This is a genomic window from Spirosoma rhododendri, from assembly GCF_012849055.1.
GTDB classification, from domain to species: domain Bacteria; phylum Bacteroidota; class Bacteroidia; order Cytophagales; family Spirosomataceae; genus Spirosoma; species Spirosoma rhododendri.
On the sequence record NZ_CP051677.1, the window covers coordinates 778,337 to 796,490 of the forward strand.

Genomic DNA, 18,154 nt, shown 5'->3' on the forward strand with positions numbered 1-18,154 from the left:
TGTGTTGAAAAAATTACAGGTTTTTAAAGAACGTGAGTGAGGGCGCGAAGAAGTAGTCTCCGCCTTTCATGGTCACGAACCCAGCGAAGCCGTCGAACTGTTTCATGTTGCCGGGGCTGCCGTCGTTCCATACCGTGGGGAAGCAGTGGCTGACGGCTTCGCCCGGCGCTGGTTGGCCGATAACCGGATCGATACCCGTTATGTCGGGGCTGCTGAATGGGAAGCTGGACAGGTTAGCCCAGTTCTTTTGGGTGAACTCAAACTGCTCTCCGATGCTGCTCTGGAAACTGGCGAACAACAGGCCGACACCCTCCGTTGGCATCTCGTCAAAATCCGGTTCGTCTTTGGGTTCGATGAGTCGGTCGCCGTAGGTAATGCCCCGGCGGGCCATCAGGTGCATACGCTCGTCGGCCGGGCTTTCACCGTCGCCCGTGCCACGTGGGTTGGTTTTACGGATGTGCCCCTGAAACGGGCAACGGCCACCTTTCAGATCGTCGTGACCGTCGATGAGCTGGCCGTAGTTGAAGTCGTTGATCTTACCAATCTGGTTGTCTTTGAGCGTCACTTTTTTGTCGGTTGCACTCATCGTCACGGGCATTCCATTTTCAAATCGCCCAACAACCATCGCACCGGCCCGTTCGGCGTCATCGTCCTCTAACCCGAGGGCATCAGCCAGACTTTTCTCCATCTCCTTGAAGCCACGCACGTTCTGCTCCAGCTTCCGGAACACGTAATAGCTACCAAACGATTGACCGGGCGTACCCATCGGGTCGGGTACCAACACCAGTTTGAGTGGGGCCACAGGGTTCCAGTTAGTACGATCCGGGGGCGTATCCTGCGTGAAAAATACGGGCTGACTGACGCCGTCAACGTAGCCAAAATGCTCCAGATGGTCGCCTACTTCGTTGGTAAACCCTTTGCCGTATTCAACCGCCAGCACCTTCGCCAGCTTCTGGTCGCGCAGGAAAGCGGCAAACTCAGCTACTTTGGCGCGCAGCGTCGGTTCGACACCATGCGCGAATAAAAACAGCGCATCGCCCTCATTCTGATAGCCGCCCTCCCAGTCGTTCACCAGTGGGTCGTGCAGGTCAGCCTGCGACGCCTGCATACCCGCCTGAAACTGTGAATCAAACTGATGCAGGTTGGTAAAACCCAGCGCTTCGTAGCCCTTCGCGGTCAGGTAAACACCCCGGAAGAAAACCTGCGTCGGTACTTTACCAGCTTTTTTCTGCTTGTTGAACAGGTCGGCATCGGCCCGCTGCTGCTTCGCCGACGTGATGCGTTCGGTAATGGCCAGCTTTTTCAGATACGCCCGGACGTCAGCCCGCTTAGCCGGGTTAAATCGAACCAGTAGTTGTCCGGTAAAATTACGGCCGTGCGAAGTCAGGATATTCCCCTGAAGGTCGTTGGCAATGGCAAGGTAGCCTGGATCTGTCTGGCTGATACCAGACTTAGTAAGATCGAGCGACATGATTGAAAGAGGGTTATCAGGTGAAAACGGGCAATGCCTGCACCGCTTGAACCGATTATTCGGCCACTCCCTTAGTCGCAATCAACCTTTTCCGGATAACGCCCTTTATTTAACGGTAAGACAGTCTTTTTTCAAACACAGAGGCACGGAGATAAACACGGAGCAAACAGAGGTTTTAACTCTATACTCTCTGTGTCTATCTCCGTGCCTCCGTGTTAAAAAGTAAAGACTAAGCCAGTTTTTTCTCCCACTCCTCAGCTTCGAGCATGGCGGTTTCCCACTCATCCTGTAGCTGCCCGATCTGCGCTTTCAAGCGGCTATACTCGTCGTTTTTGGCCTGCATCAGCTTGTCGTCGCCGTAGGTAGCGGGGTCGGCAAGTTCGGTTTCGAGCCGCTTCTTACGTTCTTCCAACTGCCCGATTTTCGTTTCGGAGTCCTCGGCCTGCTGGTTGAGCTTTTTCAGCGTTTTCTGCCAGTCCCGGCGTTCGTCGTCGGAGCCGTTTTTCTTACCGTTTACCGCTCCGTTGGTCGCAGCGGGCTTCGGCGGGGCAGGTGGAGCCTCGGCCTTACCGGCTTTGCGCTCTTCCATCCACCATTCGTATTCGTCGTAGGTGCCGTGGTATTCCTTAATCTGCTCGTCTTCGATGTACCAGATTTTGTTGGCAATCTGCGAAACGAAATACCGGTCGTGCGAGACAACGACGTAGGTACCTTCGTACTGCTCCAGCGCCTGAATCAGGATGTTCACCGACTGCATATCAAGGTGGTTAGTCGGCTCGTCAAGCAGCAGGAAGTTGGCCTGCGAGAGCAGTACCTTCGCCAGCGCCACCCGCGACTTTTCCCCCCCCGACAGCACCTTGATTTTCTTGAATACTTCGTCGTTGGAGAACAGGAAACAGCCCAGAACGCCCCGCAGTTCGCCTTCGCTCTTGGTCGGGTTGGCATGCTTCAACTCATCGAGCAGCGTATCTTCGACGCTGAGCGATTCGAGCTGGTGCTGGGCGTAGAAACTAAACGACACGTTGTGCCCCAGTTGCCGGTTGCCATCGTTGACCGGCTCCGACCCCGAAATAATCCGCAACAACGTCGACTTACCGCGCCCGTTGGCACCGATCAGCGCAACCTTATCGCCCCGCTCGAGCCGGATATCCGCTTTGGTCAGAATCTTTTTCGGACCGTACGCTTTTGTCACGTCGTCCAGGTGCAGGATGTGGCGACCAGGTTGGGTAGAGAACTGGAACTTGAAGTTCACCCGCGCAGCTTCATCGATAACGTCGTCGACGCGCTCCATCCGGGCCAGTTGCTTGACACGGCTTTGGGCTTGTTTAGCCTTAGTGGCCTGGGCTTTGAAACGTTCGATGAATCGCTCCGTCTGCCGAATTTTAGCCTGCTGGTTTTCGTAAGCACCCTTCTGAATTTCGTTGCGCAGGGCCTTTTCCTCCAGATAGAACGAATAGTTACCGGCGTAATAGTTCAGCTTGGCGTTGGCGACTTCGACCGTTACGTCGATGACGTTGTCCAGGAATTCGCGGTCGTGCGAAACCACGATCACGGCCCCTTCGTAAGTCTGAATGTATTTCTCCACCCACTGGATCGAGGGCAGGTCAAGGTGGTTAGTCGGCTCGTCGAGCATGAGCAGCGACGGCTTTTGCAGCAGCAGTTTGGCCAGCATCACGCGCATCCGCCAGCCCCCCGAAAACTGCCGGAGTGGCTTTTGCAAATCATCCGTCGAGAAGCCCAGTCCCTCCATGATCTCCTCCGCCTTCGACTGCACCGAGTAGCCGTCGAGCGCTTCGAATTCTTCCTGAAGTTTACCCAGCTTATCGACCAGTTCGTCTTTGTAATCGGTCTCCATTTCGTGGAGCACCTCATCAATCTGTATTTGCAGCTTGTTCTGCCGCTCGAACGCCTGCATGGCTACCGACAGAATCGAGTCGTCGGTCTGGTACGAGAGCAGGTCCTGATTGAGGAAGCCGAGGGTTACGTCGCCCGCTTTGGAGATCGTACCGCCGTCATACTGGTATTCGTTGTTGAGGATACGCAGCAGCGTCGATTTGCCGGTTCCGTTGAGGCCAATAAGACCAATTTTCTGACCGGGCTTTATATGCAGCGACGCATTTTCGTAGAGCGCCCGACTGCCGAGATAATACGAGAGGTTGGTAATGGAAATCATAGCACAAAGTTACCAGAAAGAAAACCGATCTGCACGGCTTTAAATTCCGGTAGTTTTGTGGGTTTACGGTTAGCTGGTGTGTAGCCTGGACGTCCACGTCCGGGTGGGCGCGATAGCGACCTAAAAGCTGCCGCCTGAGATAGTTGGCCTGACGGCCACCCGGACCTGGAGGTCCAGGCTACACTCCACCCACCAACATTAAACCTTAAACCATAAACCTTAAACCTTCAGCTTGACTACTTCCGCCTGCTTCTGGGCTTTGATGGCGAGTTCGGTGGCGAGGAAACAATGTTCCTGCGTCATAGCCGTTTCGGTGCGGTTCAGCACATCGTCGACCAGTTGCTGCCCGTACGGCAGGGGCACATCGGCGCAGTCGATGTAGCGCGTTTCTTTCTGGTTGACCAGATACAAGTGATTGCCCTTCTCGCTTTTGGTGATGTCGATGTTCTTGCGAATTTCGATATAGCCCTCTGTGCCGAGAATCGTCAGCCGCCCGTCGCCCCACGTTTTCAACCCTTCGGGTGAAAACCAGTCGACACGCACGTAACCCATCCCGCCGTTGCCGCGTACCATCACGTCGCCGAAATCCTCGAATTGCGGGTGCTGCGGGTAACGCACATTGCCCACCTCCGACGCAACCACGTCAGCTTTGGTTGAACCAGTGAAAAACAGGAACTGGTCGAACTGATGCGAGCCGATATCGCAGATAATACCGCCGAACTGTTTTTTGTCGAAGAACCAGTCTGGGCGCGACATCAGCGCAATGCGGTGCGGACCCAACCCAATTGTCTGAACGACTTTACCGATAGCGCCTTCCTTCACCAGTTCGCCCGCTTTCACCGTCGCCCGGTTCTCGAAGCGCTCACTGTACATAATCGAGTAAATGCGCTTCGTTTCGCGCTGCACCTTCCGCACCTCGGCCAGTTGATCGAGCGTAATGATACCGGGCTTGTCAGACATATAGTCTTTGCCCGCCCGCATTACGCGAATACCCAGCGGAGCGCGGTCGATGGGGATACCGGAGCTAAGCACGAGTTGAATAGACTTGTCGTCCAGTACCTCCTGCTCGCTGCGGGCCTGTTTCGCCTGCGGGTATCGCTTGGCGAACGCAGCCGCCAGATCGGGTTCTTTGGCGTAGAACGACACCAGTTCGCCCCCACCCCGGATCACCGCTTCGACCTGCCCGTAAATGTGGCTATGGTTCAGCCCGACAGCCGCAAACTTGATTCGGTTAGCGCCACGCAGATCGGGTTGTACAGCCGCCTGCGCGACGGTCGGCAGAGCGGGCAGAGCCACCAGTCCGGCGGCCGTCGTTAGAAAATTACGTCGTTGCATAGGAGAACAATGAGTGAATGTGTGATTGAGCGAATGAGTGAATAGCAGGAACAACGGGTAGATGAGCGACAGCAGTTATTCGCTCATTCACGCATTCGTTTATTCACCATTGATAACGCCTGCGTCGTGGTGTAGTACTTCGCCAGCATATTCGGGACTTCCCAGGCGGGGAGTTTTCCGGCGTTGAGGTAATCGAGGTACTTTTCCATGACCCGGCCGAAGTGCGCTTCGTGGCCTTCGTTGTATTTCTCCGGTACCGTCACCTGCCAGCCGGCGGGTGTTTTGGTCAGGTCGATACCGGGAAATTCGCGTTGGATAGTAGGCAGGGCCGCTTTCAGGTCGCTGTCGAAGCTGGTATTGCCCACGATGGGTTCGATGTATAGTACCGGCTTGTATTGCTGCTCGGCTCCCTGCTTGATAATCAGATTGGCCTTGCTACCGCGCATGATCGAGTAGTGCGTGTCGCCCCCGCCTTCGGGCGCTTTGTAGGCCCACGTCACAGCCACCCGAGCGTTGATACCGCGCAGCTGGTAGTTGATTTCGCCGTTGCTGAACACCCGCAGCACACTGTCGCCAACCACGTCTTTTTTCAGGTAATCGGGAAAAGTCGACAGCTTTGTGATGGCCTGAAATTGACTCCAGTTCATGTTGGTCGGCCAGTGCCGCGCCGATGTCAGCCGGATATCGCGTTTGTAGTCGAGCACCTGTTCGGGGAAAGCCGCCCACTGCACCAGATCGACCAGGTGGGTCGTCACGTCGACGATGCCTTCGCCCTGCTGCGCGACGTCCATAAACCAGGCCGGACGCGTCAGGATACTACCCGACACGTTTTTGTAGAAGTGGTGAACGCTTTCCTTAACAATGGCCGGATTGTCGGGCGTACCTTTTACCAGTGTACCAAACACACCCGGTTGCCGCGAAAACGCCCGCTGCAACTGCGTTGTGATTTCATAGCGTTCAGTCATGATGTCGTAGAGCAGCACCTTGTTCCGGGCGGCCGTGGCGAAAGCTTCCTTCAACTTGTCGAACGCCGACGCCTGAATTACCATCGGCTTGTCGGCCAGCACGTTGAATCCAGCGGCAACACTTTTCAGGATATAATCGGTTTTGAGCCGGTTGTTTCCCGCCATCACAACCACGTTTCCCGCCTTTTCGGTCAGCATTTTTTCGAGAAAGTCAGGTCCTGTATATACCTGTTCATCCCAGTGCGTCGGGTTCTCGGCCCGGCTGTTGTAGCCCTTGATTCGGGTAAGGTGCTGCTCGAGGTCGGACCCAGCAGGTGCATAGACCCGCACCGTTTTGTCGACGTTTGGGTAATCAGTTTTCTGAACCAGTGCCGCGTGGAAATGGCCGGGGTCGAGGGTAATCAGCCGGATAGGTTCGCCAGAGCGCGGCCCGGGCAGGTGGTAAGCCATCAGACCAAGCGACAACAGGGCCGCGCCAACAAAAAAACGGTAATGCATAGACGGTGAAGTATATATTGAGCGATTGCGTTGTATCCGGCAGCTTCTAGCTGTCGGAGCCGTAGGCTAAGTGCGATTGCCTGATTAGCCGCTGACGCGGCTCCGACAGCTAGAAGCGGTCGGATACAACGTAATCAACCAGTCATATAAACGGTGGGGGAATTAGCGGGAACTGGCAACGGCTTTGATCGCATACGCCTTGCGCTGCGGACGCGACAGCATCGCGTTGGCTTCCGCGTCGTTTTTAAACTGCTCTTTTTTCGGGTCCCAGTACAACCGCCGGTTGAGTTTCATGGCCGCGTGGTGCAGCAGGCAGGCCGAACACGAGCGGTGCCCAACTTCGACCGGCGCTATCGGCTCCTTCCGACTGACGACGCTTTCCAGCCAGTTGCCGTGGTGCTCATTGCTGACTGGCAGGTGAATTTCGTTTGGCCCAATCACTGACGTGAGCAGTTTCGGATCGCTGGCGTCGAGTTTTTTAGCCAGTTGCTGTTTCGCCGTTGGATCACTGGACGTGACGGCTGCATCCCCCGCGACACGAAAATCCAGCCGTCGGTACCCTCGAAGCGAATGCCGTTCGGAATCTCGTTGCTGACGATCATGTGGACACCGTTGTCGTACATCGCTTCGGTACGGAAGATGCCGTGAACGTCCCAAAGGCCCGACTTGGGAAAGTCGGCCTTACCCCAGATTTCGACGGGGCCGGAATGTTCGGTGTTCATGGCCCAGTGCGCGCAGTCGATATGGTGCGACCCCCAGCCGGTAATCATACCCGCGCCAAACTGTTCGCAGCGCAGCCAGCCGGGCCGGTCGTAGCCCATCTGCGGATGCACCCGCTTTTCGGTGTAGTACACCTCTGGCGTGGTGCCGAGCCACATGTCGTAGTTCAGGTTTTTGGGAATAGGCATCTGCGGCTCTTCATCGCCCGATGGGTCGCCGGGCAGGCCGACGTACACCGTTTTGAGCTGCCCGATGCGCCCGTTCCGAATCAGCTCGGCCGCGTACCGAAACTGGGGCGACGACCGCTGCTGACTCCCCACCTGCACAATCTGCCCCGACTGCTTCACGGCGTCGGCCATCATGCGTCCTTCGGCAACGGTCAGCGACGCGGGCTTCTGCATATACACGTCTTTCTTCGCCCGCACTGCATCGACCACCATCGGCGCGTGCCAGTGATCGGGCGTGCTGACAATTACGGCGTCGATGTCTTTGTTTGTCAGCAAGTCGCGGTAGTCGGTGTAGACCCGCACCCCGTCGTAATCCTTACCTGTTTTCTTCGTATAGTACTCGTTAACCAGTCGTTTGGCATCTTCTGCGCGTTGGCTGTCGAGGTCACATACGGCCATGATTCGGGCGTTGTCGTACTGCCAAACGCCGGGTATATCGTGCCCCCGCGAGATACGGCCCGTACCGATGGCCGCTACGTTGATCCGGTTTGACGGTGCATTTTTACCAAACACCGACGCCGGAACGATGGTCGGGAATCCACTGATGAGCGCGGACGATGCCAGCGTTCCTTTGGCGGCCAGGTCGAGAAATGACCGGCGGCTAACGGTTGTCGGTTTGTGTGTCATGCTTCTTAAAGACAGCGACATACAGAATCTAATCAGATTTATGTAACCGATTGCATTGAAAAAAAGAGTGGCACCAGTTGCGTAACTATCGGCTAGCACATTATATTTGCACCTCAAAACAGCAAAGGCCTCCTTAGCTCAGCTGGTAGAGCGACGCATTCGTAATGCGTAGGTCGCAGGTTCGAATCCCGTAGGAGGCTCAAAAAGCCGCTCAGATCATCTGAGCGGCTTTTTTGTTGTCTTCTTGCACGAGCCTGCAAATTATCTATCGCTCGCTTTTCTTCTCCCCTTGTCAGTTACACAGGCATAATGAACTGTGTTTGGCACATTTAACCTGCTCGTCGCTTTAGTAGACCGGCATTACATGAGTATATTTAACCACTTTCATTTATCCGTTACTTAATTAAGCATCGATGAAGTCCTTCTACTTTTTGTTGTTGAGTATGGCTTATAGTTCCCTGCAAGCGCAGACTAACTACGTGGTTAATATGGCCAATGCCTCGTCACCCGGTCAAAATAATACGTTGATAGGCCCCAGAGCTGGCACCGCCATCACTAGTGGTAGTCAAAATAGCTTTGTAGGCGTTGATGCAGGGGCCAACAATACTATTGGTGTCAACAACAGTTTCGTGGGCATCAGTGCCGGCTCCAATAATAACGTTGGTAGCTACAATAACTTTATAGGAAGCTTTGCAGGAGCCGGTAACACTACGGGTAATTTCAACGTTTTTCTGGGTAGCAATGCTGGCTATCGTAATACGACAGGTGACAATAATAGTTTTGTGGGATATGGGTCGGGATATAGCAATACCGTTGGTACCCAAAATAGTTTTGTGGGCTTTCAGACAGGTTTTGGCAATACAACTGGTGGTGGTAATAGTTTTCTAGGCTTCTACGCAGGGCGCGGCAACACTACTGGACAAAACAACAGCTTCGTAGGCGCTTACGCGGGGGCAAGTAACAACAATGGTTCTTTCAACAGCTTCGTAGGTCACAATGCTGGATATAGGAATGCGGACGGTAATAACAACAGTTTCATTGGCACCCAAGCGGGATACAGCAATACCACCGGTAGCAACAATAGCTTCCTAGGATACAGTGCCGGATACAATAATACCACCGGTAGTTCCAACACATTTGTCGGAACTTATGCAGGCGCAATCAACTCAACTGGTAACTACAACAGTTTTGTTGGCTATGGAGCAGGTAACAACAATGCTTCTGGTAGTCAGAATAGCTTTATGGGCTATAATGTGGGATCCCTCAACACTACCGGTAGCGCCAATAGTTTTGTCGGCTATTATGCTGGATTGAACAATACTACCGGCAGTAACAATACCTTCATGGGTACAGGTGCAGGTCTTAGCAACTCCGCTGGCATGTATAACAGTTATTCTGGTAGTGGCGCAGGGTACAACAATCAGACCGGTTCACAGAATACAATCGCAGGTTATCAGGCTGGGTACAACCTCACTAGTTCTGCCAACACACTAGTGGGTTATAACGCTGGCTACAATACGACCAGCGGTGCTAACAACACTTTTTTCGGCTTCCAAGCGGGTTACAATGTAACGACCGGTAGCAACAATATCATCGTTGGGCCAATGTCCGGCACGGCCATTACCGACGGGAGCGACAACGTGCTGATGGGCTACAATAGCCAAGCGGAGGACGGGCTGCACAATGCCACGGCGATCGGAGCGGAGTCGCGGGTGGCGGTTAGCAATGCGCTGATTCTGGGCAACGGGGCTAACGTGGGGATCGGTACGTCGGCTCCAGCGACCCGGCTGGAAGTGGTTAGCCCACAGGCCGATCAGAGCGGGTTGCGGCTGACGAGCCTGACCACGAATAGTCCGTCGGTGCTGGCTACCGACCAGTTTCTGACGGTCAATCCGCAGGGCGATGTAGTTAAGGCCCGCTACCAGTTGCGCATCAGCGACGTTAGTCAGTGGAGCGACAAAGTGTTCAGCCCAACTTATCAACTTCGGCCACTGAGTCAGGTGGCGAGCTACGTGCGTGAGCAGGGGCATCTACCGGGCGTTCCTTCGGCCGAGCAAGTCAAGAAGGAGGGCGTCGATCTGGTGAAGATGAATAGTCTGCTGCTGGAAAAAGTCGAGGAGTTGACGCTTTATAGTATTAGCCAGCAGGAGCGTATCGACAAACTGGAACGGATGCTGGTCGAATTGCTGCAAAAGAAATAAAGTAGACGTGCAGCCATTCGAATGGCTGCACGTCTACTTTATTAGCCCCGCAAGTAGCAACATCAACTCGTCTGGTTATAGACCTAAAAAGCCGCCTGGACTACCAGGCGGCTTTTTAGGTCTATAGCTACTGCTACTGTCTGAGTACCATAGTTCGATATGGTGCGATCAGGCTACTACGGCTTTGCAGTTCACGCAATATCCCTGTTGCCACGTTACCGTTGCTTTGAGAAGAAGCCTGATTCCCCTTTCCTACCGTAACGAGGGAATACGCTCACTCTTTGGAATTCCGGCGCCGACGTGGTTGGGCTGCCTGAATAGCCGCCCATGCCTGCGTTTTCAGACGATGGTGAAGCGCTTTATCACGAGGTATAAACGTCTGGCTACGCAATTGGCCCTCTGTCACTTTGATCTGCCAGTAATCCGAATCGCTGGTGTCGGGAATTTCTGTGTATTGCTTCATGAAGAGTAGACGCAGTTCAATGAGTAAAGTTGATAACGCGTCTTCTATTGAACCCCAGCAGACGCCATTTCGTTTAATCGGCTCGTAACCTCACCAAAATAAACCCGCCTAAACGGGTAGATCATTAAAAGCCAAGGCTCATTTGCTAAGGTCTGTTTACTCATAGCTGGTGATTGAATACCGTCCTGTAGCGTTGTACTACCTGTTTTTACCTGACAATTCGGTTTTGAAGCGCGTCATTGTCAGGCTGCTGTCAGCAAATATATCGCATTCAGGGTAATCTTTTGGCGTGTAAACCAGTTTAGTATATACACCCGACCGGCGGCATACTGACTAACGGTTCATCGGTCGACCACACTTCCAGTTGATCCCGGCTGACAATCCACCTCGCTCGCCGGTTTCCCCACAGCATAAGTGAAGCACCCACCCGCACCAAACGTTGGTTGGCTTCACCGTCCAAAACCAGATCAGCATAACTAACCAAGTCACGACCATTGGTGAGCTGATTACCGGGCCCCGCGCCGGGAAACAAACGTTTGTTCCGCGAAACACAACGCGCCCATTCGTACCACCATCGGCCAGCTACTACCTATAGTTGGCGACCAGCGCCCCCTCCCCTGTTCAGTAGCTGGTTCCGCTTCCCCAACCAGCTTTCCTCCAATTCGCCTGTAAACCCCTCACTCAATGCACCAGTCCGTCATTCAGGTCAAAACAACTATTCAGGCGTTCCTGTCCGCTTTACTTGATCAGTATGAACTGGTCATCAGCCCGGTTTTTCGTCCGTTACTACGGACATCTCAGCCCCGTCCGGGGCTACTTATGCAGCGGGTACGTCTTTTCTCGCGAGCCGGTCAGCCCGCGCCATGCCCGGTGCTGCCGTCAGCCACAATCTACCCCGACCGGGCCATCCAATAGCTTCGCAGCCTCCCATTGTTCTTGATTACCTTTCTCTGTATACAACATATGCCCATTGACCCACAACCGGCGGCTGACGATCTGACAGCCATTGATACCCTGTTTCGTTCGCCAGCGCTTGCCGCTGATGCTACCGATGACCAGGGCTGGCGCACCGCATTTGCCGAATTGATTGGCCGGGTCGACACGCTGCTGACCCAGGTTGAAGCACGGGGGTATCGAGTCGACTTTATGCGGGGTGTCGGGGTGAACGGCAAAATTCAGGACATTACATCACTCGTACACTGGATGAATCGGCACCTGCCTGACGTAGCCGCCGACCGGCCGGGCCAATGGCCACAGAATCGACTAAACCGGTATGCCAACGAAGGCTGGGGTCGATTTGCCAACGGCTGTTCCTTCGCTAATGAATTCGATGGAGACGTCGCGTTCTTCATCGACGATCAGCGTATTTATCTTCACAATCAGTTGCATCGGGCCGTCGATCAGGCGAGGCTATTGCTGGCGATCTGACTGTCAGTGGTTGTTTTACCGACCAGACGAGCTACTTTTAGCAACGTTTACGCTCCGCAACTTTCTGTTACTTAACTTAATCAGGCTGCGTCTGCCCAGACTCCGCCGTCCGTCTCTCACTTAGTTCTTTATGCCATTTATCGACAATGTACTGCAAGAGCCTTCCTACGGCTGGCGCACCCCCACCGGCGACTTAGTCGTTCCTACCCATCGACAGCTGTTTCAGGAAGCGCTCAGGCGGGTAAATATCCTCACCACCCGTAAAAACTGGATTCCGGCCATTAGTTGGCTCATGATTCTTTGTTTACTGCCCTTCGCTATCATTGCGTTCACCCGGTATTTTTCGTTTTCACTGCTTGGTATTGGCATCCTGTACGGGATGGTGATTATGAGTACGCACGCTACGATCTGGTTTCACCGCTACGGCACGCACAAAGCGTACACATTCAGTCATCCGATCTGGCGATTCATTACCCAGAATCTGGTGCTCAAGACGTTTCCCGAAGAGATTTACGTGGTGTCGCACCACGTTCACCACGCCAAGTCAGATCAGCCGGGCGACCCCTACAACGCCCGTGGGGGGCTGCTGTATTGCCTGCTTTCGGATGTTAACCACCAACCCATTGCCAAGAATCTGTCGGAAACGGACTACGGTCGTGTCGCTGGTTTTCTGGCGCATACCGGCATCCGTATCAACAGTTACGCCGACTACCTGCGCTGGGGATCGGTTGGGTCACCGCTCTACACGGTTGGGCTGTGGCTGATGAACTGGGGGTTTTGGTACACCGTCTTCTTCCTGATCGGGGGCCCCGGTCTGGCCTGCGCGCTGTTTACGGGCGCACTGTTCTGGTTCGTAATCGTGCGGGCGTTCAACTATACCGGACATGGTAAAGGGGAAGAACAGCACGTCGACGGGGTGGATTTCGACCGCCGGAATTTGTCGATCAACCAATGGCGTCCCGGCCTGTTCGCTGGCGAATGGCACAACAATCACCACCTGTATCCCAGCAGTGCCCGCGCTGGTTTTCTGCCCTTTCAGCTTGATCTGGCCTGGGTGTATATCTACGGGTTATACAAAGTCGGAATGGTGTCTTCGTACCGCGACAGCAAACCCGATTTCATCAAAAGATACGTCACCGCTGCCGATAGTCAGCCCCGCGTCTAAGTGTTGGTAATCACGGTCAGTAGCACCAGATTCCCTGTAAACTATTTTGACAAACCCCGCTCAGCATCGGTCTGAGCGGGGTTTTGCGATTTATCCCCATTCCATCACTTTTTGCTTTCCTAAAAGTATAGTTACCCCATAATACAAGTTGATTTTTGTACTTTTGAAACCTTTTTCTTAATCGACGGGGGACGAAGCCGATTGGCTTCGTTTGTTTTTTCATCAACAATAAACCTATGAAACAACAGTATAAAGGCTCCCACAGGCGGATCGGCGTGTGGCGAATGAGCCTGGTTTGGGTATTGGTGCTACAGCTTGCCACGCTGGCAGCTATGGCACAGGGAATTACCGTTTCGGGTACGGTGCGCGAAACGGATGGCTCAGCACTGCCGGGCGTAACGGTGCAGATTCAGGGCACCACCCGCGGAGCGCAGACCGCCGTCGACGGGGGGTACCAACTGACCAACGTGCCGACCTCGGCAACGCTGGTTTTCAGCTTCATCGGCAAAACGTCGCAGAGCGTGGCGGTCGGCAATCGCAGTACGGTCGACGTTACGCTGGCCGACGACACCAAGTCGCTTCAGGAAGTAGTGGTGGTTGGTTACGGGTCGCAACGTCGACAGGACGTGACGGGGGCCATTGCCAGCATTTCGTCCAACGATTTTCAGAAGGGCAACATCGTCAACCCGGAGCAGCTGCTGGCGGGTAAGCTGGCGGGGGTCAGCATCACGCCCCCCAGCGGACAGCCCGGCGGGGGCAGTCAGATCCGAATTCGGGGTGGCTCGTCACTCAACGCCAGCAACGACCCGCTGTACGTAATCGACGGGGTGCCGCTCGACAACAACGGGGTATCGGGAGCCGCCAACGCGCTGAGTTTCATTAATCCGCAGGATATCGAAACGTTTACGGTGCTGAAAGATGCCAGTGCTGCGGCTATCTACGGGGCGCGGGCCGCCAACGGCGTCATTCTGATTACGACCAAAAAAGGACGACAGGGCGACCAGTTTCACCTGAACGTCAATGCGCTGGGATCGCTGTCGGTTAATTCGAAGCTGGTACCGGTGCTGTCGGCCGATCAGTTCCGCGATCTGGTTACCAACAACACGACGCTGGCGGCAACGCCGGAGCAGAAAGCCCTGCTGGGGACGGCCAACACCAACTGGCAGAAGGAGATTTACCGCCCGGCCGTCAGCGGTCAGATCGATATGAGCGGAACGGGTTCGTTTAAAAACGTGCCGTACCGGGTATCGCTGGGGTATCTGAACCAGAACGGGGTGCTCAAAACGTCGAACTTCGACCGGTATTCGGGCGCTATCGGCCTGTCGCCCAAGTTCTTCAACAATGACCTGTCGGTCGATATCAACCTGAAAGGCACGATCATCAAGAACCGATTCGCCAATCAGGGCGCTATCGGCGCGGCCATTTCCTTCGACCCGACGCAGCCCGTTTATCAGGAAGGGTCGCCCTACGGCGGCTTCTTCGAGTGGGTGACGCGTAACGCCGACGGCACCTCAGTCATCAACACACAAGCGACGCGCAACCCGGTAGGCCTGCTGATGCAAACCAACGACCACAACACGGTGCGCCGTTCGTTTGGTAACGCCGTATTCAACTACCGGCTTCCCTTCCTGCGCGACCTGCGGGCCAACCTGAACCTGGGTTACGATCTGTCGTCGACAACGGGGCAGAGCGTGGTACCGGCCGCAGCAGCAGCGTCGTTCAATCAGGGCGGTAGCATCACGCAGTATTCGCAGACGCGCAATAACAAGACGCTGGAATTTTACCTCAACTACGTCCGCGATCTAAAGAAAATCAGCAGTCGGCTCGACGTAACGGCGGGGTATTCGTACCAGGATTTCATCCGGGATGAACCCTCGTACGCGAGCTTGCGGGCCGAACCCCGCCCGGTCAATGGCGTACTGACCGATACGGTTAGTGCCGCCGGTACGCCGTTCCGTACGCAGTATACGCTACTGGCGTTTTTTGGCCGGGTCAACTACACCTTCAAAGATCGCTACGTGCTGACGGCCACCGTGCGGGAAGATGCCACTTCGCGCTTCGCGCCCAACGTCCGCTGGGGAACGTTTCCGTCGCTGGCCTTCGCCTGGAACATCAAGGAAGAGTCGTTTTTGAAGAATTCGAAAGCGTTCACGCTGCTCAAATTCCGGGCGGGCTACGGCATTACCGGGCAGCAGGATTTGCCCACAGGCCTGAGCGACTACCCCTACCTGCCGCGCTACACGCTCAGCGACCTGACGGCGCAGTATCCGCTCGGCGGGTCTTACTACCGCACGCTGCGGGCCGAAGGATACGACGCCAACATCAAGTGGGAACAGACCGAAGCCATCAACGCGGGGCTTGACTTCGGCTTCTTCGACGGTCGGCTGACGGGTAGCCTGGATTTGTACCAGAAAAACACGAGCAACCTGCTGGCGACGATTCCCGTACCGGCCGGGTCGAACCTGACAAACCAGATTCTGACCAACGTGGGTAATCTGACCAATAAGGGCGTCGAGTTTCAGATTACGGGGACGCCCTACCGGCGCGAAGGCGTAAACCTCGACCTCGGCTTCAACATCACCTACAACCAGAACCGCATCACCAACCTGTCGAAAGTACCGACGCCGAACGATCCGGGTATTCTGGTCGGAACCATCTCGGGCGGTACGGGCAACACGGTGCAGATTCAGACGGTGGGTTACCCGACCAACACGTTCTACCTGCTTCGGCAGGTGTACAACGCTCAGGGGCAGCCGGTGGAAGGGCTGTACGAAGACCGCAACGCCGACGGACGCATCACGATTGATGACCGCTACCGCTCGTATACGGCCAACCCGAAAGTGCTGCTGGGCTTCACGACCCAACTGACACTGCGGAAACTGACGGCCAGTTTTGTGCTGCGGGGCAACTTCGGCAACTACCTCTATAACAACGCCCGGTCGAACAACGGAGCCTACCGCAACTTTACCAACGCGCTGGGCTTCCTGGGCAACGGGGTGACGAACGTGCTGACGACCAACTTCGTCAACAACCAGTACTTCTCGGATTACTACCTCGAAAACGCGGGCTTTCTGCGGCTCGACAACCTCAACGTCGCCTACGATTTCGGTAAGATCATCGCCAACCGCTACCCGCTGCGGGCCAGCCTGACGGGCCAAAACCTGTTTGTGCTGACGAAGTACACGGGCCTCGACCCGGAAATCGCGGGCGGTATCGACAACAATTTCTACCCCCGGCCGCGCATCGTGTCGCTGGGCGTTAACCTGAGCTTCTAATCATCAACGATCATGTCTTATTTCAAACGGATCCTACCTGCCGTTGCGCTGGCCCTGACGATGGGCGCCTGCGTCAATGACCTGGACCGACTACCAACCTACGACGTTACGTCGGCGTCGGTCTATGCCAATGCCGCCAACTACAAGCCCGTGCTGGCCAAACTCTACGCCGGGCTGGCCGTGACAGGGCAGGCCGGACCAGCTGGCCGACCCGACATCAGCAACATCGACGAAGGACTGTCGAGCTACGTGCGGCAGTACTGGATGATGCAGGAGCTGACCACCGACGAAGCGGTTATTTCGTGGAATGACGGTACTGTGCAGGATCTGCACAACCTGAGCTGGACCTCCGGCAGCGAGTACGTCACGGCTATGTACAACCGGATTTACTACGTCGTCGGGCAGACCAACGAGTTTATCCGCGAAGCCACCGACGACCGGCTCAGTAGCCGTGGATTCACGCCCGAGGAACTGACGAACATCCGCGCCTACCGCGCCGAAGCCCGGTTTCTGCGCGCAATGGCGTATATGCACGCGCTGGATCTGTACGGTGGCAACGTCCCGTTCGTAACCGAAACCGACGCACCCGGCGCGTTCCTGCCAACGCAGACCAACGCGCAGGCGCTGTTCAGCTACATTGAATCGGAACTGAAAGCCATCGACGCCGACCTGCTGGCACCCCGCACCAACGAGTACGGCCGGGCCGACAAAGCCGCTGCCTGGACGTTGCTGGCGCGGCTGTACCTCAACGCGCAGGTCTACACCGGCACGGCCCGCAATACCGACGCCGTTACCTATGCCAGCCAGGTGATCGGTGCCAATGCATACACGCTGGAGCCGACCTACAGCAACCTGTTCAAAGCCGACAACAACCGGTCGCGGGAGATTATCCTGCCGGTAGCCTTCGACGGGCTGAACACCAAAACCTACGGCGGCACGACCTTCCTGGTACACGGTGCGATCGGTGGGTCGATGAACGCAGCCAACTACGGCGTTAACAGCGGCTGGGCCGGGATGCGGACTACGAAAGCACTGGTCAACCAGTTTCCCGACCCGACAGGCGCTACCGACCGCCGGGCCATCTTCTACAGCAACGGACAGAATCTGGAAATCACGACTATTCTCAACCAGTTCACCGACGGGTACGCCGTTCCGAAGTTCACCAACATCACCTCAACGGGCACGAAAGGCTCCGACCCGGCGGGTGACTTCGTCGACACCGATTTCCCACTGCTGCGTCTGGCCGACGTATACCTGATGTACGCGGAAGCCGTCGTGCGGGGTGGCACGGGCGGTGATCTGGCCACGGCCCTGACCTACGTGAACGCCCTGCGGCAACGCGCCTACGGTAACACGTCGGGCAACCTGACGACGCTGAACCTTGACACGATTCTGTCCGAACGGGCGCGAGAACTGTACTGGGAAGGCTACCGCCGTACCGACCTGATTCGCTTCGGCCGTTTCACCGACGCCAGCTACCTGTGGCCGTTCAAAGGCGGCATCAGCGCGGGGCGGGGTGTCGAGTCGTACCGGCGCATCTTCCCGATTCCAGCATCCGACCTAATCGCCAACCCCAACCTCAAACAAAGTCCGGGCTATTAATCAT

At 55.6% G+C, this 18,154-nt stretch carries 11 protein-coding genes, 1 tRNA gene and 1 pseudogene; 7 read left to right on the forward strand and 6 right to left on the reverse strand.

Going from position 1 to position 18,154, the window contains the following annotated elements; genetic code table 11:
- Positions 1-13 precede the first annotated feature (13 nt).
- The 5 genes and pseudogenes from HH216_RS03010 to HH216_RS03030 form a co-directional block, all read right to left on the reverse strand.
- The gene (locus HH216_RS03010; protein ID WP_169549441.1) at positions 14-1,471 is read right to left on the reverse strand and encodes a Dyp-type peroxidase; all 1,458 of its coding nucleotides are present in this window, start codon (positions 1,469-1,471) and stop codon (positions 14-16) included.
- Between the two features lie 229 nt (positions 1,472-1,700).
- The gene (gene abc-f / locus HH216_RS03015; RefSeq protein ID WP_169549442.1) at positions 1,701-3,644 is read right to left on the reverse strand and encodes a ribosomal protection-like ABC-F family protein; all 1,944 of its coding nucleotides are present in this window, start codon (positions 3,642-3,644) and stop codon (positions 1,701-1,703) included.
- A 219-nt stretch (positions 3,645-3,863) separates the two neighbouring features.
- Positions 3,864-4,979, reverse strand: coding sequence for a Gfo/Idh/MocA family protein (locus HH216_RS03020; RefSeq protein ID WP_169549443.1), 1,116 nt, complete (start codon positions 4,977-4,979; stop codon positions 3,864-3,866).
- An 83-nt stretch (positions 4,980-5,062) separates the two neighbouring features.
- The gene (locus tag HH216_RS03025) at positions 5,063-6,394 is read right to left on the reverse strand and encodes a putative oxidoreductase C-terminal domain-containing protein (RefSeq protein ID WP_254448808.1); all 1,332 of its coding nucleotides are present in this window, start codon (positions 6,392-6,394) and stop codon (positions 5,063-5,065) included.
- Between the two features lie 210 nt (positions 6,395-6,604).
- Positions 6,605-8,016 (reverse strand): annotated as a pseudogene (locus HH216_RS03030) (Gfo/Idh/MocA family protein).
- Between the two features lie 127 nt (positions 8,017-8,143).
- Here HH216_RS03030 and HH216_RS03035 point away from each other — a divergent pair.
- Positions 8,144-8,216 (forward strand) — tRNA-Thr (locus HH216_RS03035).
- 213 nt (positions 8,217-8,429) lie between these two features.
- Entirely contained in the window at positions 8,430-10,217 is a 1,788-nt protein-coding gene (locus HH216_RS03040) for an autotransporter outer membrane beta-barrel domain-containing protein (protein ID WP_169549445.1), read from the forward strand.
- Positions 10,218-10,491: 274 nt separating this feature from the next.
- On the opposite strand, the gene HH216_RS03045 is transcribed toward HH216_RS03040, so the two are convergent.
- Positions 10,492-10,680, reverse strand: coding sequence for a hypothetical protein (locus HH216_RS03045; protein ID WP_169549446.1), 189 nt, complete (start codon positions 10,678-10,680; stop codon positions 10,492-10,494).
- 684 nt (positions 10,681-11,364) lie between these two features.
- Here HH216_RS03045 and HH216_RS03050 point away from each other — a divergent pair.
- From HH216_RS03050 to HH216_RS03070, 5 genes are all read left to right on the forward strand, one after another.
- Positions 11,365-11,595 (forward strand): hypothetical protein, encoded by a 231-nt coding sequence (locus HH216_RS03050; protein ID WP_169549447.1) that lies wholly within the window; start codon positions 11,365-11,367, stop codon positions 11,593-11,595.
- A 48-nt stretch (positions 11,596-11,643) separates the two neighbouring features.
- Positions 11,644-12,108 carry a hypothetical protein gene (locus HH216_RS03055; protein WP_169549448.1) on the forward strand — a complete coding sequence of 155 codons (465 nt, stop codon included), beginning with the start codon at positions 11,644-11,646 and terminating at the stop codon, positions 12,106-12,108.
- Positions 12,109-12,238: 130 nt separating this feature from the next.
- Positions 12,239-13,273 carry a fatty acid desaturase gene (locus tag HH216_RS03060; protein ID WP_169549449.1) on the forward strand — a complete coding sequence of 345 codons (1,035 nt, stop codon included), beginning with the start codon at positions 12,239-12,241 and terminating at the stop codon, positions 13,271-13,273.
- Between the two features lie 236 nt (positions 13,274-13,509).
- Positions 13,510-16,548 carry a SusC/RagA family TonB-linked outer membrane protein gene (locus HH216_RS03065; protein WP_169549450.1) on the forward strand — a complete coding sequence of 1,013 codons (3,039 nt, stop codon included), beginning with the start codon at positions 13,510-13,512 and terminating at the stop codon, positions 16,546-16,548.
- Between the two features lie 12 nt (positions 16,549-16,560).
- On the forward strand, positions 16,561-18,150 hold the full coding sequence (locus HH216_RS03070; protein ID WP_169549451.1) for a RagB/SusD family nutrient uptake outer membrane protein: 1,590 nt from the start codon (positions 16,561-16,563) through the stop codon (positions 18,148-18,150).
- Positions 18,151-18,154: the final 4 nt, after the last annotated feature.

Coding starts and splice junctions, on each gene's coding strand:
- HH216_RS03010 (WP_169549441.1), bottom strand. CDS start 1,471: ATGTCGCTCGATCTTACTAAGTCTGGTATCAGCCAGACAGATCCAGGC.
- abc-f (WP_169549442.1), bottom strand. CDS start 3,644: ATGATTTCCATTACCAACCTCTCGTATTATCTCGGCAGTCGGGCGCTC.
- HH216_RS03020 (WP_169549443.1), bottom strand. CDS start 4,979: ATGCAACGACGTAATTTTCTAACGACGGCCGCCGGACTGGTGGCTCTG.
- HH216_RS03025 (WP_254448808.1), bottom strand. CDS start 6,394: ATGGCTTACCACCTGCCCGGGCCGCGCTCTGGCGAACCTATCCGGCTG.
- HH216_RS03040 (WP_169549445.1), top strand. CDS start 8,430: ATGAAGTCCTTCTACTTTTTGTTGTTGAGTATGGCTTATAGTTCCCTG.
- HH216_RS03045 (WP_169549446.1), bottom strand. CDS start 10,680: ATGAAGCAATACACAGAAATTCCCGACACCAGCGATTCGGATTACTGG.
- HH216_RS03050 (WP_169549447.1), top strand. CDS start 11,365: ATGCACCAGTCCGTCATTCAGGTCAAAACAACTATTCAGGCGTTCCTG.
- HH216_RS03055 (WP_169549448.1), top strand. CDS start 11,644: ATGCCCATTGACCCACAACCGGCGGCTGACGATCTGACAGCCATTGAT.
- HH216_RS03060 (WP_169549449.1), top strand. CDS start 12,239: ATGCCATTTATCGACAATGTACTGCAAGAGCCTTCCTACGGCTGGCGC.
- HH216_RS03065 (WP_169549450.1), top strand. CDS start 13,510: ATGAAACAACAGTATAAAGGCTCCCACAGGCGGATCGGCGTGTGGCGA.
- HH216_RS03070 (WP_169549451.1), top strand. CDS start 16,561: ATGTCTTATTTCAAACGGATCCTACCTGCCGTTGCGCTGGCCCTGACG.